Origin of the sequence: Noviherbaspirillum album (genome assembly GCF_035916955.1) — a bacterium.
In the GTDB taxonomy this organism is placed as follows: domain Bacteria; phylum Pseudomonadota; class Gammaproteobacteria; order Burkholderiales; family Burkholderiaceae_D; genus Noviherbaspirillum; species Noviherbaspirillum album.
The window spans coordinates 57,920-80,156 of the sequence record NZ_JAWIIV010000001.1; the positions used below are offsets into that span (position 1 = coordinate 57,920).

Annotated in this window: 22 protein-coding genes; 11 read left to right on the plus strand and 11 right to left on the minus strand. The window is 58.4% G+C overall.

Going from position 1 to position 22,237, the window contains the following annotated elements:
• Positions 1-6 precede the first annotated feature (6 nt).
• The 5 genes from arsN2 to RY831_RS00250 all read right to left on the minus strand — a co-directional run bounded on the left by arsN2 (position 7) and on the right by RY831_RS00250 (position 3,671).
• A complete protein-coding gene (gene arsN2, locus RY831_RS00230) occupies positions 7-453 on the minus strand; it encodes an arsenic resistance N-acetyltransferase ArsN2 (RefSeq protein WP_326504325.1) in 447 nt (148 codons plus the stop codon).
• A 3-nt stretch (positions 454-456) separates the two neighbouring features.
• A complete protein-coding gene (locus RY831_RS00235; protein ID WP_326504326.1) occupies positions 457-978 on the minus strand; it encodes an ArsI/CadI family heavy metal resistance metalloenzyme in 522 nt (173 codons plus the stop codon).
• Entirely contained in the window at positions 975-1,313 is a 339-nt protein-coding gene (locus tag RY831_RS00240) for an ArsR/SmtB family transcription factor (RefSeq protein WP_326504327.1), read from the minus strand. Before RY831_RS00240 ends, RY831_RS00235 begins: the two co-directional genes overlap by 4 nt.
• Positions 1,314-2,015: 702 nt before the next feature.
• On the minus strand, positions 2,016-2,705 hold the full coding sequence (locus RY831_RS00245; RefSeq protein WP_326504328.1) for an L-2-amino-thiazoline-4-carboxylic acid hydrolase: 690 nt from the start codon (positions 2,703-2,705) through the stop codon (positions 2,016-2,018).
• Between the two features lie 333 nt (positions 2,706-3,038).
• Positions 3,039-3,671: a LysE family translocator gene (locus tag RY831_RS00250; protein WP_326504329.1), complete on the minus strand. Its 633-nt coding sequence runs from the start codon at positions 3,669-3,671 to the stop codon at positions 3,039-3,041.
• Positions 3,672-4,103: 432 nt separating this feature from the next.
• Between RY831_RS00250 and RY831_RS00255 the strand changes: the two genes are divergently transcribed.
• Positions 4,104-4,379: a hypothetical protein gene (locus tag RY831_RS00255; protein WP_326504330.1), complete on the plus strand. Its 276-nt coding sequence runs from the start codon at positions 4,104-4,106 to the stop codon at positions 4,377-4,379.
• 8 nt (positions 4,380-4,387) lie between these two features.
• Here the strand turns inward: RY831_RS00255 and RY831_RS00260 are convergent, their stop codons facing one another.
• Complete coding sequence (locus RY831_RS00260) at positions 4,388-4,672, minus strand: hypothetical protein (protein WP_326504331.1); 285 nt, start codon at positions 4,670-4,672, stop codon at positions 4,388-4,390.
• Positions 4,673-5,005: 333 nt separating this feature from the next.
• Between RY831_RS00260 and RY831_RS00265 the strand changes: the two genes are divergently transcribed.
• The 3 genes from RY831_RS00265 to RY831_RS00275 all read left to right on the plus strand — a co-directional run bounded on the left by RY831_RS00265 (position 5,006) and on the right by RY831_RS00275 (position 6,789).
• Entirely contained in the window at positions 5,006-5,182 is a 177-nt protein-coding gene (locus tag RY831_RS00265) for a hypothetical protein (protein WP_326504332.1), read from the plus strand.
• Positions 5,163-5,498: a hypothetical protein gene (locus RY831_RS00270; RefSeq protein WP_326504333.1), complete on the plus strand. Its 336-nt coding sequence runs from the start codon at positions 5,163-5,165 to the stop codon at positions 5,496-5,498. Before RY831_RS00265 ends, RY831_RS00270 begins: the two co-directional genes overlap by 20 nt.
• 268 nt (positions 5,499-5,766) lie before the next feature.
• Positions 5,767-6,789, plus strand: coding sequence for an SDR family oxidoreductase (locus tag RY831_RS00275; RefSeq protein WP_326504334.1), 1,023 nt, complete (start codon positions 5,767-5,769; stop codon positions 6,787-6,789).
• A gap of 87 nt (positions 6,790-6,876) precedes the next feature.
• Here the strand turns inward: RY831_RS00275 and RY831_RS00280 are convergent, their stop codons facing one another.
• The gene (locus tag RY831_RS00280; RefSeq protein ID WP_326504335.1) at positions 6,877-7,527 is read right to left on the minus strand and encodes a TetR/AcrR family transcriptional regulator; all 651 of its coding nucleotides are present in this window, start codon (positions 7,525-7,527) and stop codon (positions 6,877-6,879) included.
• Between the two features lie 195 nt (positions 7,528-7,722).
• Here RY831_RS00280 and RY831_RS00285 point away from each other — a divergent pair, with 195 nt between their 5' ends.
• Positions 7,723-8,160 (plus strand): VOC family protein, encoded by a 438-nt coding sequence (locus RY831_RS00285; RefSeq protein WP_326504336.1) that lies wholly within the window; start codon positions 7,723-7,725, stop codon positions 8,158-8,160.
• Positions 8,161-8,216: 56 nt separating this feature from the next.
• Complete coding sequence (locus RY831_RS00290; RefSeq protein ID WP_326504337.1) at positions 8,217-8,570, plus strand: DUF1428 domain-containing protein; 354 nt, start codon at positions 8,217-8,219, stop codon at positions 8,568-8,570.
• Positions 8,571-8,665: 95 nt separating this feature from the next.
• Here the strand turns inward: RY831_RS00290 and RY831_RS00295 are convergent, their stop codons facing one another.
• Positions 8,666-11,521: an ATP-binding protein gene (locus RY831_RS00295; RefSeq protein WP_326504338.1), complete on the minus strand. Its 2,856-nt coding sequence runs from the start codon at positions 11,519-11,521 to the stop codon at positions 8,666-8,668.
• 411 nt (positions 11,522-11,932) lie between these two features.
• Here RY831_RS00295 and RY831_RS00300 point away from each other — a divergent pair, with 411 nt between their 5' ends.
• Together RY831_RS00300 and RY831_RS00305 are read left to right on the plus strand one after the other, a co-directional pair.
• The gene (locus RY831_RS00300) at positions 11,933-13,039 is read left to right on the plus strand and encodes a porin (protein WP_326504339.1); all 1,107 of its coding nucleotides are present in this window, start codon (positions 11,933-11,935) and stop codon (positions 13,037-13,039) included.
• Complete coding sequence (locus tag RY831_RS00305; RefSeq protein WP_326504340.1) at positions 13,029-14,243, plus strand: alginate lyase family protein; 1,215 nt, start codon at positions 13,029-13,031, stop codon at positions 14,241-14,243. Before RY831_RS00300 ends, RY831_RS00305 begins: the two co-directional genes overlap by 11 nt.
• Positions 14,244-14,268: 25 nt before the next feature.
• Here RY831_RS00305 and RY831_RS00310 read toward each other — a convergent pair whose 3' ends face one another.
• Positions 14,269-16,455 carry a two-component system response regulator gene (locus tag RY831_RS00310; protein WP_326504341.1) on the minus strand — a complete coding sequence of 729 codons (2,187 nt, stop codon included), beginning with the start codon at positions 16,453-16,455 and terminating at the stop codon, positions 14,269-14,271.
• 746 nt (positions 16,456-17,201) lie between these two features.
• Here RY831_RS00310 and RY831_RS00315 point away from each other — a divergent pair.
• The 3 genes from RY831_RS00315 (at position 17,202) to RY831_RS00325 (ending at position 19,963) form a co-directional block, all read left to right on the plus strand.
• The gene (locus RY831_RS00315) at positions 17,202-18,113 is read left to right on the plus strand and encodes a LysR family transcriptional regulator (protein ID WP_326504342.1); all 912 of its coding nucleotides are present in this window, start codon (positions 17,202-17,204) and stop codon (positions 18,111-18,113) included.
• A gap of 104 nt (positions 18,114-18,217) precedes the next feature.
• The gene (locus RY831_RS00320; protein ID WP_326504343.1) at positions 18,218-18,634 is read left to right on the plus strand and encodes a secondary thiamine-phosphate synthase enzyme YjbQ; all 417 of its coding nucleotides are present in this window, start codon (positions 18,218-18,220) and stop codon (positions 18,632-18,634) included.
• A 150-nt stretch (positions 18,635-18,784) separates the two neighbouring features.
• Positions 18,785-19,963: a GGDEF domain-containing protein gene (locus tag RY831_RS00325; RefSeq protein WP_326504344.1), complete on the plus strand. Its 1,179-nt coding sequence runs from the start codon at positions 18,785-18,787 to the stop codon at positions 19,961-19,963.
• A 56-nt stretch (positions 19,964-20,019) separates the two neighbouring features.
• Here the strand turns inward: RY831_RS00325 and RY831_RS00330 are convergent, their stop codons facing one another.
• A complete protein-coding gene (locus RY831_RS00330) occupies positions 20,020-21,897 on the minus strand; it encodes a potassium transporter Kup (RefSeq protein ID WP_326504345.1) in 1,878 nt (625 codons plus the stop codon).
• Positions 21,898-22,000: 103 nt separating this feature from the next.
• Positions 22,001-22,237: hypothetical protein (locus RY831_RS00335; RefSeq protein WP_326504346.1), on the minus strand; the 237-nt coding region annotated here is incomplete at its 5' end.

The window sequence follows — 22,237 nt, forward strand, 5'->3', positions numbered from 1 at the left end:
TTTCCCTTAAGATTTTTGGATAAGGCGCCGACGCATGCAGATGGCCTGCGACGGACATAAGCTTGAAAACTGTGTTGTTTGCAGAAGCGTAGAAGGTGCCATTGCACGATCGATGACTTCATACCCACGGCGCCCGAAGAAGTCGGCAGCCGTCGTCGTAAGTAAATAAAGGGTTTCAACACCTGTTCGCCTGGCCTGGTCCGCGATGGCATCGACAAGTTGAGTACCTAACCCCGTAAACCGGCTTTCCGGCCTCACAGCTAGCGAACGCAAGAGCGCGTTCTCACCGTAACGCTCCAACCCTACTATCCCGAGCACTGAATGCCCGCCTGCCGCGATCAGGAAGTCGACGGTGTGCGCTGCTATCAGGTCCTGGTACGGCAAGCCAGCCTCCTCAAGTGAATCAAGGATTGCCGGCAAGTCGTGAACCGTCGCAGGGCGAAGCGAAGTCATGGCTTAGCAGCAGGCGCCCGTCGTACTCTTCTGCGTATTTGGCACGCAGCACGGTCCCTCCGCAGATAACTTGATACGCGGCTTGGCGAGCGGTACGCAGCACGCCCCAGTCCCCGCAGGGGTCTCACCGGACGCAGCTGCCTTATCGGGCTCGCCGAACACCGGAATGGTGTCGAGCGTATGAAAGGTTTCCCAAGCGATACCAGAAGGGTCGTTGACCCAATATTTGTCGGACTTCGCGTAACAACAGGCGACGCCCTCCTCTTTCTCCACGCCGGGCTGAAGCGCCTCGATGCGGCATTGCATTTCGCTCAATTCCACCGCCGATTCGACCTGAATGCCGAGATGATTCAAACCGGTTTCCGCGCCACGCTGAGAAATGGCGAAGTTGACCCGCGGGTCCTCGAGCATCCATTTCGCATAGTCCGTCTTTACGACGCTAGGTTCAGACGCGAACAAGCCGGAGTAAAACTTGATGCTGTCGGCAATGTTGTCGACGGAGATGTGTACGTGCAGGCGTTTCATGAGCAGGCTCCTTCATCGGAACAGTTGGAAACACGGACGGGAGAACAAACATTTCCGCCGCAGCAGTTTTCAGTCAAATAGCCGACCACACCATTCATGGCATCGAAGTTCGCGGCGTATATAAGCGAGCGTCCCTCTCGGGTCTGCGAGATCAGGCCGGCGTGCAGTAACTCCTTTAGGTGGAACGAGAGCAAGGACGGCGCGATGCCGACACCTTCTGCAATTTGCGTCGCGGCCACACCGGAGGGACCAGATTGCACAAGCAATCTGAATACCGCGAGGCGAGTTTCTTGCGCCAGTGCCGCAAGTGCTACAACGACGTTTTTCACATCCATTTCAACTATCCTTGAAATATTTAATTCAATGTTATTTGAATAGTCGTAGTTAGGCAAGGGGTTTTTGGAGCAGTCCCTGTCGACTTTCTTAACGACAAATTACCCGGCAACCGAAGCCGTCGGTCGGATTCAATAAAATGCTGGTGGAGGAAATAATGCGCGAGGGTGGAAATATCGCATAACGGCAAGGGCTGCCGATTGGTAAGGTGTCAGTCAAGGAAAACATTTGACATCGCAATGCCTTGGACCAATCAAGTCACCGGAGCGAACGTCCGGTGACTCTAGAGCAGATTGCGAATGGGCATACGGTCGCCTCGGCCTGCCTCGAGCGCACTTCACCATAGCAGCGTTGTTCGTCGCTTGTGTGGCCCGCCACACGGCGCTCCTCTCGCCTTGCCCTGCATCCCAAGACAAAGCGATTCTTCCCTACACCCTCCCGCAAACCGCTCTAGAGCGCTTTCGCTCTGACCGGACTGACGATCCCGGCTGCTTTGCCAGCGACACTGCGTTGTGTGGAGACGCCGAGTCCTCCTTGCCATGGCCCGGGGCGCCGAGCCCGCCATGATCAGTCATCCAAGCTGGCCTTCCCATCTTCAGGCACCATAGCCGTCGTGAATCCAGGAAGCCTTTTTGCAGCGCCTGACAAATCACTGAAGCTCCAGGCTTGCGGACCGAACTCCAGCGACTCACGACATTCGCCTCTTACTCGGACCGAAGTCGAGAAAACCGGAAGTTGCAGTGGCTCGCGCCGCCCGCCAAAGTCTGCGTCCTTTCCAGGCGGATGCCTCGCGTGGCATAAGCATCAAAATCTAATCCACAAATACTCGGCAGAATCTCGTCGTCGCCATGGCGCGCCGCGAACTTGCAGAAGCCGCAGGCCTTGTAGTCAATGCCGAATTCGAAGTTATCCTCCGGACCAGGTTCGACAAAGTCGTAGACGAAATCATCGGGGAACGCTTGCTGATGGTTACGCGTAGCACTTTTCGCAGCCTGCTCGCGCACCAAGGCTTGGTTCTCGGGTGACAGAAATTGAAGGCCCGAGGCAAAACGTTCTGCTTCGGGCACCGTGAGCAGGTGCGCCCTGTAGGTTTCCCGCTCGATGTCGCCGATCATGGGGAGCGGCACGCCGTGTCGTCGGAGCACCCGGCCGATCGCAATGAAGCCCAAGAGACGCATGAAGAAATCGCTCATTCGGCTAGACTCGCCCCCGACATAGGGCATCTGGGTGAGCACGACCTCGAATTCATCCATCACCTGCTGCTGTATCCCGTCGACATCGGAGAGGCGCGCGCGCTCGCGCAGCATCGGTTTGGCCAGGTCGAGGCGCTGGCGCATGGCGCCTTCCATGGCGGCTCGATGCAATTGATAAAATGGATGGATACTTTCAGCCATGAAACACCTCCTCAAAAACGATCTGCTGTTGAAAACAGAATCAGCTATCCACCGCCGAAGGGCTCCTCTCGGCAAACTGCAGCGAGGCAGCTTGCGCAAGACCCGGCAAATCCGGCATGAGCGAGCCGCGGGTCCGCCGCACGACGTGCATAGAATTATGACGCTTCTCCGCCAACCCATGGCGTTGCAGGTTGTCCCTGCTTTCGAAACAAGTGTCCCATTGCCTTTGGCACTGCTTCGTCAGCGGGCATTGCCTGCCAGGATCGTCAGCGCGCCAGCGGACGTAGTTCGCTGGATGTCCACTTGGCGGGCAAGTGAGACGGCACTTCGCGGCTACGGCGTGTGGGCTGTCGTTACCAGACGAAGGCCAAGGCCAATGAGAACGGCGCCTGCTGCCCGGTCTAGCCAGGTCTTGAAGCCGAGGTAGAGGCTGCGTGGCTTTTGAGTTGACAAGAGCAGTGCGACCAGCGCGTACCAACCTGCTTCGATAACGAAGACGGCTACAAGCAATGCTGCAGCGAAGGTTGCCGAGAAGCTACCGGGAAGGAATGCGGCAAAGACGCTAGCATACACAATCGCTGTTTTGGGATTGCTGACCTGCGTAGCGAAACCCAGCCAAAAGCGACGGGTGAGTTCTCGGCCTGCGCCCCGGTCCACGCCTTCAACCGGCAGAGGCTGGCTGGCCCCCCTTAAGATCTGGAAGCCCAGGTAGCATAGATAAAGCCCCCCAAGAACTTTGAGTGCCATGTATAGACTTGGGATCGCATGCAGCACTGCCTGAAGACCTAACAGTGCGGCGGCTGCAAACACCACGCCGCCAACGCCCATGCCAATAGCTGCCGCCACGCCAAGCGCCCTCGATCCGGCGACCGCAGTACGCGCGACCATTACGAAACTGGGGCCCGGGCTGATGACGCCGATGGATAACGCGGCAATCACACCAGCTAACGGAATGAATTCTTGCATGACACACCTCCACTTGAAGTATTGATGCATAACATTGTGATCAGCCGGGCTTCAAGCACCACAGCCTTCGGACCGGACAAGTCTATGTCAACCGGGAAAGATGGTCTATCCGCTTTAATAATCGGCGCCATCCGGCAGTAACGAGAGCACCTGAAGTCCATGTCTTTCTGGCGCACCTGTCCCTTCAGAACGGCCGGTCCGATGTGTCGAGCTATTTTCGCCACCGGTTCATCATGGCGAGACCAGGCCGCTATTTATGGATTTTCCAAAAAAAGGAACGGGCAAAACTTAACTCTGAGCTTGGGAAACAGGATGACCGAAGGATGGCCATCTTGTAAGACGGAATCCGTCCCATGAATATGGGTTCTCCTTGACAAGGAAAATGGCTGTAATGCATGAAGGAAATCATGCAAAAAAGAAACGGCGCATCCCATGAAAGACAAGCATATCGTCGCTGTCGCAGAAGCGATCCGCTACTACCTGTATCGCTGGCCTGACGCGAGCGGCACATCCATGGACATTGCCCGTACATGGATACCCGTCACCAGCACGGTGGAACACGATACCGTGCTTGCCGCGCTTGCGCAGCTCGAAGCGCAAGGTTTCGTTGAGCGCAGCCTGCTGAATAATGCGCTGGTCTGGCAATTGAAGCGCAACGGCAATGGAACTGACCGGGACGATGACAGCGCCGGTGGAACAGTAGCCTGACTCGCAGATCAGCGGCGGAATCGTCCGCCGCCGTGCCGCCACCCGTGATGATGATGACGGCCGCCTCTGCCGCTCCAGTAGTTGAGCCCGAAACTGAAACGCACTGGCGGGCCGACATAGACAGGCGGACCCGCATATACCGGCGCCACCGGTACCGCATAAGTGGTCGCGGGGACTGAATACATCGGCGCGCCGCCATAGGCGCCGTAGGTTCCATAGGCGTCATCGTAGACAGGCACGGCGACACATCCCGTTAACGCGGCAATCAGCAGTAGCAATGAATATCGGATCATTTTTTCCTCCGGAAGCAAGCCACTTCCACTGAAGCCCGCCGGGTCGACAAGGTAGCGCTGCCGCCGCACCGCTGGCCGGATACTCCATCAGCATACGCTTGTGTTATCTCAGACCATTTCCCGACGGCGAATGTTCCTGCTGCAGCCGTAGCTGGTATCTGCGGCACTTGTGTTCAAACTTGGTTTCTAACCGTGTTCAGGCATTCACTGAAGTGATTCGCTTGTGCGTGCTCAACAGGCAATACATGCAGGCCTTTAATGTGAGAGAAATCGCGTGCTTTGCATGCTTTGTGCAGATATTGCGGATTGATCTCTTGAAGCAGTGACCAGTTTATGCCCACCATCAATCAGCCGAAGGACGGCAAGGAAAAAGTCAGAGAATACATGGAGCGTCGCAATGCAGAGCGGCGCGTCAATGTACGCACGCCGTTGCATGGCCCCGAGGAAATTCGCAAGGAAATCGGTTGGGATCAGGTGGAGCGCCGCAAGAATGAGCGACGGGAACGCTGAATGCAGCAAGGTACGACCTCTTGCTTCAGCTTATCCTTACTGCAAATTTGCAGAGCGGCTCCGCTCAGGGCTACCGAGCCTCTCAATTGAACAATTGTTCATCTGTTCAACTGTTCGTCTGATCATCCGCGCTTGTTTCGGGAATGACTGCGGCGGCCGGCTGCTCAGCGGTCGCCGGAACATCAACGCTGCTGATTTCCGAAGCCGGATTGCCCGAGCCCAATTCGGGAAAGAAAAGAATGACTGCGCTGAAAAGGACTACTACCGCGAAGGCAGTCAGGTATTCGAAAATGTGTTGAGCGGATTTCATGCTTGAAGTTGGCGATGTCAATGCCGCCACTGTAGCGGGGATGCGAAAGGCCCGGCTTGAGCGATGTTAAGCCGACGGCATCGTCGGCATGCGGGATCGCACTGGCCGCTTGCTCGCATGGTCGTGCAGTATGTAGAAAACGGAGCAGGACGCGTAAGAAATGCATGACGCGGATCTGAATCGTATTGCCCGGCCGGAGCATTTGCGCGAGAGTGCATCTAGCGCTTCGATTGGCATGCTTTTCGCGATAGCCATGCATTTTCGGGAGAGCGGAATGGGAATTCGATTGAAGGCATTGCCGGACCAAGTGATGGTTATTACCGGAGCAACCAGCGGCATCGGGCTCGCCACCGCGCGCAAGGCAGCCCGCAGACGCGCTAAGCTGGTACTGGTGGCGCGCAACGAAAGCGCGCTGCGCATCATTTGCGACGATCTGAACATGCTCGGCGCGGAAGCCATCCATGTCGCGGCCGATGTTGCCAATGCGGCCGACGTGCAGCGCGTCGCCGACGCCGCCATCGAGCGCTTCGGCGGCTTCGACAGCTGGCTCAATATTGCCGGTGTCGGCATCTTCGGAAAGAGCGAGGATGTTTCCACCGAAGACATGCGCAGGCTGTTTGAGGTTAATTTCTGGGGTGTTGTGCACGGCTCGATGGTAGCCGCCAAGCATCTCAAGATGCGTGGCGGAGCGCTGATCAACATGGGCAGTGAAACCTCCGACCGTGCCGTTCCCCTGCAAGGTATCTACTCCGCATCGAAACATGCCGTAAAAGGCTTCACCGATTCACTGCGCACCGAACTCGAGGAAGAAGGCGCGCCGGTTTCGGTCACATTGATCAAGCCGGCATCCGTGGATACCATGTTCGTTGCCCACGCCAAGAATTACCTGGAGGTAGAGCCGCAGCTTCCGCCGCCGGTCTACTCGCCCGATATCGCGGCGGATGCCCTGCTCTATGCCGCCGAGCATCCAGTCCGCGATCTGTACGTCGGCAGCCGTGCACGATTGACGGGCGCCGGCGCCCAGCTCATGCCGGGCCTGCTGGACAAGGGCATGAGACGCTTCATGATCCCCATGATGAAAACCGACCGGCCGCCGCGCGACCGTGAGGACAACAATCTCCATACCCATCGGACCGATCTGATGGAACGCGGCGGCGTCGGCAATGCACCGCGTGAAATCAGCCTTTATACGAGCGCCGTCACGCATCCGCGCACCACGGGTGCGGTCATGGTCGGCACCGGTCTTGCCCTGGCAGCGCTGCTGCAGATGCGCCGCCGCCAGCGCGCGCAGATTTAAGCATCGCCAAAGCTTGCTGATCGCTGCCATGGGGGCCGGCACCGTCAAGGCCTGGTTCTGGCTCTAGGTCCAGGCCACCCCGCGGCGTCATGTCAATCCGTTTTCGACCATATCCAGCAGCCGCTGCGAAATGGCATTTTTCTGGGTTGCATCAAGCGAGCGCAGCGGTCCATCGATTACCAGCATGGCCAGTCCATGCACCGCCGACCATGCCAGGAATTCCGCTCCAAAACGTCTTTCCGGCGGGAGTATCCCTGCTTCCGCCATCAGGTCGAGCGCGCCGGACAGCAATTGAAAAGGCGACCTTCCTGAGTTGCCGGCCTTGGTCGCACTTGCAGCCGTTTCCAGGCCTGCCGGCACCGAAAATGCGGTTCGGAACAGGCCCGGTTCGGCCTGGGCAAAACCGAGATATCCAGTTCCCACCGCGCGCAGCACACTTCTCGCATATAGCGCCGGATGTTCTTTCGCGCGCTTGATTGCGGCTATTTCGGCCTCGATGGTGATCGCCAGCGCCGCCTGCGCCCGGTCGCACACTGCATTGAGCAGTGCGGCCCGGTCGGCGAAATGCCGGTAGGCCGCATTGGGAACAACGCCGACGCGCCGCGTCACTTCCCGCAGGACAACCGCCTCCGGTCCTGCATGGCGGGCCAGTTCAACGCCCGCCTGCAGCAAGGCCTGATAAAGATCGCCGTGCCGGTAGGTATCCCGCTTTGCGGTTTTCGATTCTTCTTTGGTCATGAAAATTTGTGGACAGCGTACACAATACGTTTTACTATAAGTGGACACTGTACACAACTTTGGAGAATCATGCCGGCCATTGCATGATTCTCAGGCATCCGCGTGGCCGCATGTGTCCAGTGCATCATCATTGCTTCCGGCCTGCGGCGATGGTACCCGGCAAGCGCCGACAACTCTCATATTCAAGGAAAGCGAATGTTAGTCCAGCCTTATCTTTTTCTAGACGGCCGCTGCGAAGAGGCCATCGAGTTCTATCGCAGCGCATTGGGCGCGCAAGTCGACATGCTCATGCGCTTCAAGGACAACCCCGATCTGAAAGAGCACCAGGACACGCAGGATCCGTCCGCTTGCATGAGCCCTCCCGGCGCCGACGACAAGATCATGCATGCCAGCTTCCGCATCGGCGACTCAACGATCATGGCATCCGATGGGCGCTGCACTGGCAATCCCGATTTTCGCGGATTTTCACTTTCGGTCTCAGTGCCGCTGAGCAGCGATGCCGAAAAGCTGTTTTCAATCCTGGCGCAGGACGGCAAGGTCGAAATGCCCTTGGCAGAAACATTTTTTTCGCAGCGCTTCGGCATGGTGACGGACCGGTTCGGCGTCTCCTGGATGGTCGTCGTCGCTGCATGATGCACGCGGGTCGTCCGGTGTAGCGGCCCTGTATTCACTTTTAAAGGAGAACATTCATGAACTATGTCGATGGCTTCGTGCTCGCCGTCCCTACCGCGAACAGGGAAATCTACAAGACCCATGCCGAAACAGCCGCTGTGGTGTTCAAGGATCATGGCGCATTGAAGCTGGTGGAATGCTGGGGCGATGACGTGCCCGATGGGGAAGTCACCTCGTTTCCAATGGCAGTCAAGCTCAAGCCGGATGAAACCGTCGTGTTTGCATGGATTACCTGGCCATCCAAGGAGGTGCGCGACGTGGGCATGAAGAAGGTGATGGAAGACCCTCGGCTTCAGGCCGGCGCGGCATCGATGCCGTTCGACGGCAAGCGCATGATCTTCGGTGGCTTCCAGATGATCGTGGACGCATGAGCCTGGAACGAGCATGGGGTTTCGCGCGGCGCTCGCGTGACTCAGGCGTGGACGCGAAGCCGGCATGACCTGCCGGCTTCCGCCAGTCTTTTTCGCTACTCCGCCGTTTCGGCGCGCGCCGGCAGCAGGGCCAGCATCCGTCCGTAATCGAATCCGGCCGCAAGAAGGAAAAGTGCATCCGCCACTTCAGGATCGACTACGCGCACTTCACCGATTGCGGAATCAACCGCTTCCACGTCCAGGCCGCCCAGGGCTGCGGCGAGCTTTTCCTGCAGCGCAGCCGGCAGTGCGGCTACCCGCTCGATACTGATGGGTTCGACGGTCTTTTCCTGCGGCGGCTGTTCGTAGACGAAATTCACGCCGAGATGCTGATGCAGGTGAGCGAACAATGCCTGCTCCTGAAATGGCTTGCGAAGAAAATCGTCGCAGCCGGCATCGAGAATCTCGTCGCGTTCGTCCTCGAATGTACTCGCCGTCAGTGCAATGATGCGTGTTGCCTTACCCTGCTCCGTCGCCTTTATCTTGCGTGTTGCCTCCATGCCGTTAAGAACCGGCATGCGCATGTCCATCCAGATCAGGTGAGGATTCCACTCTTCCCATACCGCAATCGCCTCGGCGCCATTGCCTGCTTCCCGGATGTCGAATCCGAGGTGTCCAAGCAGGCCGCGCAGCAGCCTGCGCTGGTCCGGCAGATCATCGACCACCAGGATCCGGTAACGCGGCTGGCCAGGCACCAGACCGATCACTCGTCCGCTGGTTGCCTGCGTCTGCGCATATCTGCCGGGGTTTTCGATCTCTGCGATGCGGATCTCGAAAGAGAACCGTGAACCTTTGCCGAGTTCGCTCGACATGCGCAGCTCCCCACCCATCAGCTTGATGAAGCGATGACAGATCACCAGGCCCAGTCCGGTTCCCTCCCTCGAACGCCGGCCTTCTCCGGCCTGCACGAAGGCATTCCCCAAGGTTGCAAGCTCCTCGGGCGCAATGCCCGGGCCGGTATCGCTAACCGTCACCGACAGATGCAGCGGGCCGCTGCGGCTGACATGCAGGAACACGCTGCCTTCGGAAGTGAACTTGAGAGCGTTGCTCATCAGATTGATCAGGATCTGGCGCAGCTTGACCGCATCGGCGCGCACGTAAAGTGGCAGATCGGGCGCGCGCGTTATGGTCAGCGTCAATCGCTTCTGGCGTGCGGCCAGCGAAAACATCTGCTCCAGTTCATCAAGCAACAGAGGCAGGTTGAACACCGTATCGTTGAGCGTCATGCGCCCGGCTTCAATCTTTGAAAGGTCAAGAATCTGATTGATGAGATGGTACAGATGCTCGCCACTGCGAAGCACTGTCTGCAGGTTGCTGCGCGCCTCGTCGGACAATTCCCGTTCCCGCGTCACCAGCCTTGAAAATCCCAGGATGGCATTCAGCGGCGAACGCAATTCATGGCTCATGTTGGCCAGGAATTCGCTCTTGGCATGATTCGCCTCGGCCTCGGCGGCGACCAGCCTTCTCTGGTGGGCCATTTCAATCCGCGCATCGGAGGCGCGCTTGCGCATGTAAAGTACCAGGCCGCCAACGAGCGCGATGCTTAGAACAACGGTCAGCGTCAAGCCAAGAGTAAGCGCAAGCCTCCTGCTTTCGGCCTCGTGCCGCTCTGCGACCAGCCTTGCGTTTTCCGATTCGGTCAAAGCAACGTCGAAGCGAACCTTGAGCTCGTCGGCAAGGCTCTGGTTACGCAGCGCATTGAGTCTTGCATCGAATTCGCGCAGGGTATCGAGCTGGCGGTAGGCTTCCATGAAATCATTCAGGTCGGCATGGATTTCGGCGGCACGGGAGTGATACAGCACTGTGCTTGAAGGATCATTAATGCGAGACAGCGCCGAAAGGGCCATGTCGAGCGTGCCGAGACTTTCCGAGCGCCGGTTGAGCTTGGCCAGGATGTCGGCACGCAGCAGCAGCGCTTTGATGTAATGACGCTTGTCAGGATGGTTCTCAACCATTTCCAGCGCAACGTCGCCATGGCGGAATGCTTCGGAAAAGCGCTTTTCCACCTTGGCCACATCGGCAAGCTCACGTTCGGCAAGGCCGGTCAGCAGATGGTATTGGACTCCGCGCGAAATCGCGGCGGCCTTCTCGAACCTGGCACGCGCCTCCCTCAGATTCTGCAGGAAGTATTCATTGTGGCCCTGTAACAGATTGTTCTCTGCCGCCAGCAGCCGATAGGTATCGAAGTCCACCAGGTTCGCCGCGCGCTGCAGGTATTCGCGGATCTTTTCCGCATCCTTTTCGGTATTGCGGATCAAGGTATAAGCCGCGATGTCGGTCAGGGCCGCCGCCATGCCGAAACGGTCGCCTTCGCTGTCGAACAGCGCATGCGCCTTCGATGCCGCCGCCAGCGAATCGGATGTCAGCCTGACGGCATTGAATATTTTTCCGCGCGCCAGCTGCACCCAGCCAAGACAGGTCGGCATGGAGTATTTTTCGCCGAGGGCAATGGCTTCGTCAAAGAGCTTGTTTGCATCCTTGAGCGCCGCATCCGCGTCCACGTTGCCCTTGCCATACAGGCTCAGGCCGCCATAGGCAAGAAACCAGCAGAGCGCATCCCTGTCGCCGTTTCCCCTCGAAAGCTCTACGCCGCGCGCGGCGTGCCTGGCGAGCGTATCAAACTCGGACAGGAAGTGGTGCGCGGCCGCCAGTCCGCGCAGTGCATTTATCTCGCCGGCCGGATCGATGCCGGCCTCCGCAAACCTCAGGTTGGTCTCTGATTGGCGGATGAGCTGCCGGGGATTGTATTGCGCAGCTTCGAACAGTGCCCGGTATTCGCTCTTCGTTAACGCAGCCGCATCGATGGGCAGGCAAAGCAGGAGCGCCATCGTCATCGCGGCGCAGGAGCAGGCTGACAGTGCGCTGCGCAGCGCAGGCCGGACTACGGGCCGACGCGCCGAAGGAGGCTTCATGCCGACGCGATGCTTGCAAAGGCTCCGCAATGTCTCTAGCCAGAACATTTTCTCCCTTGGGATGGACTTATCAGGCTCAATGAACTGCATGCGTTCAAACTCACCATGGCTCGGGTTCGGCCTCGATGCAGATCGAGAGAAAAAAGACCTTGGTTGGCACTTTAAATCCTTCGCTATTAGGACTATGCTATCAAGACCGATTGCATTAGGGAACACTTAGTCAGGCAAATATCATTAAATAATCATTCCCGGTCTGCCGATAAATTACAAAATTGCTTTTAATTTAATATTATTCAATAAGCAATCAACGTTCGAACATTCTTGCGCACGGCCATCCAGATGCCTGTGCGCCGTTCCACCGGCATCACGGGTTTATTCATGATGCCGGCTCACCGCGGGGAGGCGGGGGCGATGACGCGAAAGACTTGCATGGCAGCCGCATTGGCGCTGGCAACGACCGGGGCTCATGCGCAAACGGAAGTGCGCGTGTACGGATTGGCTTCCGCGGTTCTCGAGTCGGTACGCTCGACCAGCGTGCCGCGAAAAACACGCTTCGTATCCAACAGCTCGCTACTCGGTTTCGAGGGCGCGGAAGACCTTGGCAATGGCTACAAGGCGAGCTTCCAGATCGAAGGCGGACTCGATATCGATAACGGCTCGGGACGAGTCAACAACCGCGATTCCTATGTGGCACTGCAGGGAGGTTTCGGTCGCATCAAGGCGGGTTTCATGACTTCGCCAATGCGCGGCATGGGCAGCCGCATGAACTTCGTGCCGGGCAGCACATCGATTGCAAATAATATCGGCATCATGACCACCTTGAACGGGCAAGCCACGGGCTTGAACAGCCGCATGCAGAACAGCATACGCTACGATACGCCGAACATGAACGGCTTGGCGGGTGCGCTGATCTGGGCTCCCGGAGAAAATCGGGCGGCGGGACAGAACAACTACGCCTACGGGGCCGGGCTGAGTTACGTCAACGGTCCGCTTTACGCGGGTTATGCCTACGAGTCCCGCAATGCGCAGCGCATCCTTGCGCTGGGGGAATCGGAAGAGTTCGGACATCGCATTGCAGCGCGCTATACGCTGGGTACGACGACCGTGGGCATTGCATTGGACAGAATGAAATCGCGCGGCGATTTCTTCACTGATGCAGGCCCGGTTCCGGGCAGCATTGCGCGCAGCGCATGGTCGGTATCGGCCAAACACACGGCAGGCATCCATGATTTCATCATCCACTATGCCGGCGCGGGCGATGTTCGCTGCGCTGGCGCGGCTGCGGAGGGACAGTGCGCATCGAGCAGCCGCCCCTTTACCGGCGCACGCCAGCTGTCACTGCTGTACCAGTACATTCTGAGCAAGCGCACCATGTGGCAGGCATACTTCAGCCGCATCAACAACGAGGCTGCCGCGCGTTACGATTTCGATGGCGATCCTGTCATCTCCGGTCTTGCCGCGCGTATTCCGGGTTCGGATACGCGCGGCTTCGGCTTCGGTATCCGACATGAGTTCTAGGCCGCCACTGATGAAGGAGAGCGGCGCGCATCGAGGCCCGTCGCTTGGGAGGCGCACGGTGCTGTGCGCATTGGCCAGCCTGCCGCTCGGCTGCGGCGTGCTGCCCGGCGCGGGCAGGGCCATGAACAGCTACGCGCTGACTTCTCCCGAGCGCGCCCGCCAGCTTGCACAACTGGTGCCTGCAGAGGCCGCTTCGCTGGCCATCGAGGCGGCACGGCTGACGCTCGACAGGGAGGCGCGTCCGATCCCCCTGGTTCGCACGGCGGGCCTGCTTCCCGGCGAAGGCCTGCGCACGGTCAGCATCTGGGCGCAGAATGACTGGCGCGAAATACGCATGCAGGCGCTTGCCTATCGCCTGACCCGTGACGCCGCACATGCGGAACGCGCGACCGCCAGTCTGAATGCATGGCTGGCGGCCTACTCGCCGTCCTTCAATCCGATCGACGAAACGCAGCTGCCCAGCCTGCTGTTCGGCTTCGATCTGCTTCAGGATATTCTTCCCGCAGCCACGATCGGACGCGTGCGCGGGTTTTCGGCAAGGCTGGCTACAGGCTATCTGGCCGACAAGGTGCTGGTCGGCGACCGCAATACGGAAAGCAACAACTGGCACAGCCACCGCATCAAGATCGGCACTGCCGGTGCGTTCGCCAGCGGCGATCCTGCCCTCGCCGCGCGAGCCCGGACTGTTTTCATGCGCCATGTACTGCGCAACATCCGCGCCGATGGCAGCACCATCGACTTCGAGGAACGCGATGCGCTGCATTATGTGGTGTACACGCTGGAGCCCATGCTGATGGCTGCGGCGATGGCGGCCGCACATGGCGAAGACTGGTACGGAGCCCCTGAAACCGGAGGCCGATTTGCGCTCGCGCTCGAATGGCTCAAACCGTATGCGCTAGGCGAGCGGTCTCACGAGGAGTTCGTCCGCAGCACGGTGCCTTTCGACCGCAAACGCGCACAGGCCGGCGTGAAGGGCTTCAGCGGTCCTTTCAACAGGTACAAGTCGGTGAACCTGTACTGGATTGCCTCCCGGCTCGATGCACGCTTCCAACCGGTCAGCGATGCCCTTGCGCCGCCTGCCGTCTGGTTGCACAAGCACGAAGAATGGAGGCAGGCCCGCTCCGATACGACGGTTGGCCATCCGTGGTCGTGGATGCGCGCATTGTTTTGCCAAACCTTTCATGCTCAGGGGCTGTCCTTGTAGTGCCAAGGCCTTGGCGCCTTAAACACTAGCCGACATCGCATTCGACATCCTGCATCCGCAGCAAGGCAGCAAAGGCTTCCGCAGGTACCGGCGTGCTGTAATAGAAGCCCTGCGCCGCATCGCAGCCCTGCTCTTTCAGAAATTCGGCCTGCCGGGCATGTTCGACACCCTCGGCCACTACTTTCAGTCGCAGGCTGCGCGCCATCGCAATGATCGCAGAAACGATCTCGGCGTCACCGTGGTTTTCGCCTACGCCATTGACGAAAGAACGATCGATCTTGAGTACGCTGACCGGAAATCGCCGCAGATACGCAAGGCTGGAATAGCCGACGCCGAAATCGTCAACCGACAGCTGCACTCCCATCGCCTTGAGCTGGGCAAGTGTCTGCAGATTGTCTTCCCCTGGCTGCATCAGCATGCTTTCGGTGATCTCCAGTTCCAGCGCCGCCGGCGACAATCCTGTTTCCCGGAGGATGCCGGCAACCACATGCTGGAACCCCGCCTGATAAAACTGGCGAGCCGACAGATTGACCGAAACCTGCAATTCGGGAAATTCGGAATCATGCCAGCGCTTGAGCTGCTGGCACGCGTTCCGCAGCGCCCATTCGCCGATGGGAAGTATCAGTCCGCTTTCCTCGGCGATGTCGATGAAAGCGCCGCAGGATACGATGGTGCCATCGGGCTTCTTCCAGCGCAGCAAGGCTTCGGCGGCGAAGATGCGGCCGGTCTTCAGGTCGATCTTGGGCTGATAGTACAAGAGCAGCTCCTTGCGTACCAATGCCTGGCGCAATCCGTTTTCGACGGTCAGCCGCTTCTCTGCCGCGATCCTGAGCGATGGCGTATAGAACTGATAGGTGTTTCTTCCCTTTTCCTTGGCGCTGTACATCGCGGTATCGGCCGCGCGCAGCAATGCATCCACATCTTCGCCGTCGTCAGGGTACAGGCTGATGCCGATGCTGCCGCCGGAATGCAGTTCATGTCCGTCTATCAGATAGGGCACCCTTAGCTGATCCAGGACAAGCCTAGCCGCGGCTGCAGCGTTCTGGCCGTCGTCCAGTTCGGGAAGGAGCAGCACGAATTCGTCTCCGCCGAGGCGCGCTAGCTTGCCCGTGTTCCCGAAGCACGCCTGCAGCCGCACGCCGGCTTCCCTGAGCAGCGCATCGCCTGTCTGGTGGCCGAGCGAGTCGTTGATATTCTTGAAGTAGTCGAGATCGATGACGAGCAACGCCGCCTTGCGGTTGCCGGTGCGCGCCCGTTCGATCGCGAGCGCGGCCCGCTGGCGCAGCAGCGTCCGGTTCGGCAAGCCTGTCAGTACATCGTAATGAGCAATCAGGTGCAGCTGCTCTTCGGCCGTCTTCTTTTGCGTGATATCGACCATCACGCCGCGCATCTTCGCCGGCGCGCCGTTTTCCATGATGACCTTGACGATATTTCTAAGCCATACCGTATGGCCGCCGGCATCCATCATCCGGTATTCGAGGTCGTGGCTGAGACCCCGGCCTGCATCGGTCTTGAAATAGCCGAGCACGTTCACCCTGTCATCGGGATGCAGGCGTTCGGTCCAGAAGCTGTCCGACTGCATCCAGACGCTCTGCGGGAAGCCGAGAATCGCTTCGACCTGTTGGCTGACATAGGACAGCCGGAACGACGGCAATTCAAGCTCCCAGAAGATGCCGTTGATGGAATCGATCAGCGACTTGTAATCCTGCCGCGAGTTGGTGAGTGCCTTTTCGGTGCGTATGCGTTCGGCGATCTCGCGCGACAGGGCGGCATTGATGTCGGACAGCTCGGAAGTTCTTTCCTCCACCCGCTGCTCCAGCCGCTTCTGCAAGTCGCGCAGCGACAAATGGGTCTTGATGCGCGCCAGCACTTCTTCCTGCTGAAAGGGCTTGACGACATAATCGACCGCTCCGCAGGAAAAGGCCTTTACCTTGTCGAGCACATGGTCTGCCGCACTGACGAAGATTACGGGGATATCGTGCGTACGCGGGTCGCTGCGCAGGCGCCGGCAAACTTCATAGCCGTCCATGTCCGGCATCATGGCATCCATCAGGATTACGTCAGGTAATGTGTTCTGGAGGAAGCGTAGAGCCATGCTGCCGCTATTGGCCGGGTAGCAGGTATATCCGCCTTCCCTGAGCATATGCTGGAGCAATCGAAGATTGTCGGCAACGTCGTCAACGATCAATATTTTTCCGCCTTGCACATCCATGCCCCGTCTCCCGGTAATGATCTACGGATATTCGCTTGCAGGACGATGATCCTTTATGCCGGAATAGAATCCGGGTGCAAGCGCAGGTCTGCTCCCTGCCTTCGACCACGTGCGCCATGCAGGAATTATTTTTCGTCGTCTGTTACCTTAAATCAATTTAATTGCTTTGTCAGCTTGTGTTTTCCCGCATTTGACCGCATTTGACCGCATTGCCTGCAACAGGAAGCGGAAGCGAAAAAAGTTCTCCCACACAGTGCGTGCGGGAGAACTTTTACTCATACCTGACGTTGAAACGCGTGGTTTCAAACCATGCCGTCAGACTTCATCTTCGATCAAGCCATAAGGCAATTCTTCAAGCAGCGGCGCGCACTCCGGCCACAGCTCAAGGATTTTCCAGTCGTTTCGATCGCTGAACATAAATACCTCCGTAAGAAATTACCGACTCTATTTAGCAGTATTTATGCCGCATCGCACCATCGAATATTGTTCGACAGATCAAGACTAATTCCGCACGTACCACTTATTTATGCTGCGTTCGCAAATATCAATTCGGTAGAGGTGAATGACGTAGGAATGGAATGTAATTGCTACCGGTAATAATTGCTGCCAACACGCTATCAATTCAACATTCCTTGCGAAAATCGCAATGAATTTTCGTCGGACCTTATTCTACTTTCGTGAAATCAAAAGCCATCAGGACACAATTCGGGCGCGATGCGCGTTGTAAAATACACAATATTCAATACTTGGCTGACGACATCATGGAAATCTATCACCTTCGCAGCTTCGTCACCGTCGCCCGCATGGGCCAGATAACGAAGGCAGCAAATATCCTGCATATGACTCAGCCGGCGGTGACCGGACATATCAAGGCGCTCGAGCAGGAACTTGGCATTCAGCTCTTTGCCCGTCGAAATGGGCGCATATCCCTGACCAAGGCAAGCGAATTGCTGCTGCCCGAAATGGAAAAGACGCTTGGGGCATTCAATGCGACGCTGGCAAGAGCGAAGGAAATCAAAGGGGAGACCGCTGGGCAGATTTTGCTTGGCATCGTCGGCGATCCGGAGTTTCTCCGGCTGGAGGAGTTCCTGAAAAAGGTATTGAGCTGCATGCCGCTGCTCGAAGTAAAAACCAAATCGACGCATGCGATGAACATTCTCGACGGCGTCGCAAACGGAAAGATGAATGTCGGATTCTATATAGGGCCGGTGACCCATCCGGACATTGCCAGCAAGGCGCTGTGCAACCTGCGTTACCGTATCGTTGCCCCCATCAAAAGCGCCCAACGTCTTTCATCGGGCAATTGGGCCGACATCGCTTGCATGCCGTGGCTGAGCGCCCCCGAAAGCAGCCATATACATCAACTGTTGATTTCGGCCTTCGGCGAGCACCAACTCACACCGAATGTCGTGATCGAAACCGACGAGACGGACTTGCACTACAGTCTTGTCCGTTCCGGGCTAGGGCTCACACTGCTAAGGGAGGATATCGCGCTGCTGGCGGAAAAGCGGAATGAGCTGGCTATCTGGAAGCCTGTCGTGATCAACACCAAACTGTCGTTCATTTATCGAGTCGACGCTGGCTGCGACTCCTCCGTCAAGGGCATGTTGTCCGTCTTGAACGACACGTGGTGCGATACCGATGATCGCAGCGATTAACTTCATTGTTCTTGCGGCACGCAGTCCGTTCAAGTCCATGTCCGATGACGCATGTTCCAGCAAAGCACCGGGCATCCGTCGTACGGCATGAAAAGGAGGGGTTCATGACATATCAGTCCACACTGGAGTTTTATACGACGGGTCGAGGCACCAGCAATATCACGAGCGAAATCGCCGGGGTGGTCAGGGCTTCAGGCATCCAGTGCGGAATTGCGCATGTCTTCGTGCAGCACACCAGCTGCTCGCTGACCATTACCGAGAACGCCGATCCCGACGTGCGGCGAGATCTTGAAACCGTCATCGCCCGCCTTGCGCCGGACGGTGATCCGTCCTACCGGCATGATCTCGAAGGACCGGACGACATGGCTGCGCACGCGCGCAGCATGCTCACCGGGACTGGTTTAACCGTACCGGTAGGCGCAAACGGGCTGCTGCTCGGCGTCTGGCAAGGCATATTCCTGTGGGAGCACCGTACCGCGCCTCAGCACCGCCAGGTGGTAGTCACCGTGCTCGGTTCATGAACGTTGCCGGCAAACGATGACCGGCATTGACGAACGTCGATATCGGAGCGGAACACCGCCCACACCCCCATAAATATGGGATCACGCGGCGGTGAATGTCGCTTACTATCTTTCTATTAAGAAATTATTTACGATAGTCTGATCCTGACGATGCTCGGTACCAAAGAAGCATTCCTCATTGCCGCACTGCTCTGTTTCGTGATGTTCCTGGTTGTCTACTCGGTAAACGAAAGCAGAGTCGACGGCGTACGCGAATTATTGCTGGGAAATGTCTTCGGCATGGCGGCTTACATCCTGTACGCCTTCGGCAAGGAACTGCCGCCGCTGTTCGCCTTTGAAGTCGCCAACGCGGCCTATATCTCGGCCAGCGCAGCCACCCTGGTCGGCTATCGCCGCCTGACGGGCCGCGCCATCCACCCGCCATGGATATTTGCCCTGGTGGCGGCCGTTACCGCCTCCATCGCACTGTTTCACTACGTTGTCGATTCCTTTACCCTGCGCACCCTGGTGGTTTCGCTGTCGCAGGCCGGCATTGCCGCGGCGATCGGATTGACTGTGGCGTCGAAGTGGCGTGGCTGGCCATCGTCGCGCTATCCGCTGCTGTTCATTATCTGCATGTGCGCGATCATCGCCGGCGGCCATCTTTTCCGCTCCGTGGCGCAACTACTGGACGGAAATGCACCGAGGTCGTTGCTTGAGCCGACCGGCTGGAATGTGCTGATCTTGTCGGCCGGCGCCTTCATGCTGCCGGTATTGACCCTGGGCGGCCTGCTGCTGGCGCATTGCACCATCGTTGCCGTGGCCGAAAAAGCGGCCAACCATGACTTCCTGACCGGCGCCTGGTCGCGCCGGGCCTTCTTCGACATCGGAACGCGCGAACTCGAACGGGCAAAGCGCTCACGTAGTCCACTGGCGCTGCTGCTGATCGACCTTGACAACTTCAAGGCACTCAACGATGCCTGCGGCCATGCCGCCGGCGATGCCACCCTGCTGCGTCTGGCCAGTGCTTCGGCCGGCGCCTTGCGTTCGATCGATTTCCTGGCTCGCCTCGGCGGTGACGAATTTGCCGTGCTGATGCCGGAAACCCGACTCGACGGCGCCCTGGCGGCGGCCAACCGGCTGCTGCAGCAAAATCCGGCGGCCGACCAGCTCAACTCTCCGGTACCGGTCACGCTAAGTATCGGGCTGGCGATCTCGCACGACGACGATACACTGCACAGCCTGATGCAGCGTGCGGACAAGGCCCTTTATGCGGCAAAGGCGCAGGGCAGGAACCGGCTCGTGGCAGAATCGTCGCTATTCCAGGCGCGGCAAATGGTCGAGTCATGAACTACCTGAGCGTCTGAGCGGCCGTGCCCACGCTCTCCCGAGCGGGTGGCGCTGCTTCAAATTTCGACCTGGGTACCGAGTTCGATGACGCGGTTGGCTGGTATCTTGAAGAAATCGGCGGCATCGCGAGCATTGCGCGCCATTGCCACATACAGCGATTCGCGCCAGAACGCCATGCCGCCATTGACTGTCGCAAGTATCGTATGCCGCGCGATGAAGAACGAGGTTTCCATCGGTTCGATTTCCAGGCTTTCCCTGGCGCCCAGCTGCAGCGCATGCGGAATATCCCGTTCATCCTTGAAGCCGTAATACACGTTCATCTGATAGCACTCGTGACCGAGCGGCACGATGCGGATGCGTTCCTTTTCGGGCACGTGCGGGATGTCGGTAGCATGGACGGTAAGGAAGATGACACGCTGGTGCAGCACCTTGTTGTGCAGCAGGTTATGCAGCAAGGCATGAGGCACGCCGTCGCCTTCCATGCGGAAGTAGATGGCAGTGCCGTCGACGCGGTGCGGCGGCGCGATGAACAGCGAGGTCAGGAAATCGTCGAGCGGTATCATGTGCCGGCGAATATTGTCGAACACCAGTTCGCGTCCTCTCTTCCAGGTCAGCATCAATGTCACCATGATCGCGCTGATGACCAGCGGGAACCAGCCGCCGCTGACGATCTTCAGACTGGTCGATGAGAAAAGGCTGATGTCGATGGCAAGGAAGAACGCCGTTGATGCGAGAATCACCGGCAGCGGAAATTTCCATCCATGCCGCACCACGAAAAAGGTCAGCAGCGTCGTGATCAGCATGGTGGCGGTGGCTGCGATGCCGTAAGCCGAAGCGAGGTTCGACGACGAGCCGAAGCCGACCACGGCGAGCACGACCGCAATCAGCTGCAGCCAGTTGACCACGGGGATGTAAATCTGGCCGATCTCGCTTTCCGAGGTATAGATGATGCGCATGCGCGGAAGGAAGCCGAGTGCGATGGCTTGCTGGGTGACCGAGAAGGCGCCGGAGATGGTTGCCTGCGATGCGATGACGGTGGCCATGGTCGACAACACCACCAACGGAAAAATGCTCCATGGGCCGAGCTGCTGGAAGAAGGGATTCGATACCGCGGCCGGGTTGGACAGGAGCAGGGCGCCCTGTCCCAGGTAATTCAGCGCCAGCGCGGGGAACACGACCGAGAACCAGGCCAGCCGGACAGACTTGCGGCCGAAATGGCCCATGTCCGCATACAGCGCCTCCGCGCCGGTCAGCGCGAGCACGATCGCGCCCAGCGCGACAAAGGCGAACCAGCCGTTATTGATCATGAAACGGAACGCGTGCAGCGGATTGAACGCGGCGAGAATGGCTGGATTGCCGGCGATATTGATCAGGCCCATGATGGCGAGCGTGGTGAACCACACCAGCACGATCGGTCCGAACCAGCGGCCGATGCCTGCGGTTCCCCGGCTTTGGAGCATGTAGAGGCCGACCAGCACGGCCAGCGTGAGCGGAATCACATAAGGCTTGAGCGCCGGCGTGGCGACTTCGAGTCCTTCCATGGCCGACAGTACGGAAATGGCGGGTGTGATGACGCCGTCGCCGAAGAACAGGCCGGCGCCGATCATGCCAAGCAGCATGACCGGATAATGCACGCGCGAGCGCTGCGCCACTGAAGACAGCGCCAGCGCGGTCAGCGCCATGATGCCGCCTTCGCCGCGATTGTCGGCGCGCAGCACCAGCGTGACGTACTTGAGCGAAATGACGATGATCAGGCCCCAGAGGATCAGCGACACGACGCCCAGAATATTGGCCTGATTCAGTGCGATGCCATGATGTTCATCGAACACCTCCTTCATCGTGTATAGGGGACTGGTGCCGATATCGCCGTAGACGATGCCGATCGCGGCCAGGGTCAGGGCGGCAAGACTGCTTTTATGGGGGGCTGTCGACAAGAAATCCTCGTTCTTCTTTGTGTCGGGTGCGCTGGTCGCTGCCGGCAGGCATCCGGAAAAAACCATATCTTACGGCTTGGCGGGGTTGACCTGTTTGCGGCAATCAAACATGGCTGCCTTTACGCCTGGTGCGACGCACATCCGCAATGCCTTTCGGCAATGGATTTCCATGGCCGTATTTTTTAGCAGCCGATATGGTACATGCCGGCAAGCATATTTCAAATGTGGCGGTCAGAAGTCCTGATGACCGGAAGAACGATGTCGGGGATATGGTGGGAATGATGTCATCGCCTTCCAGGCCGGCGGGCGACGTATCGAGTATGGCGAAAGCGTCGTGGAG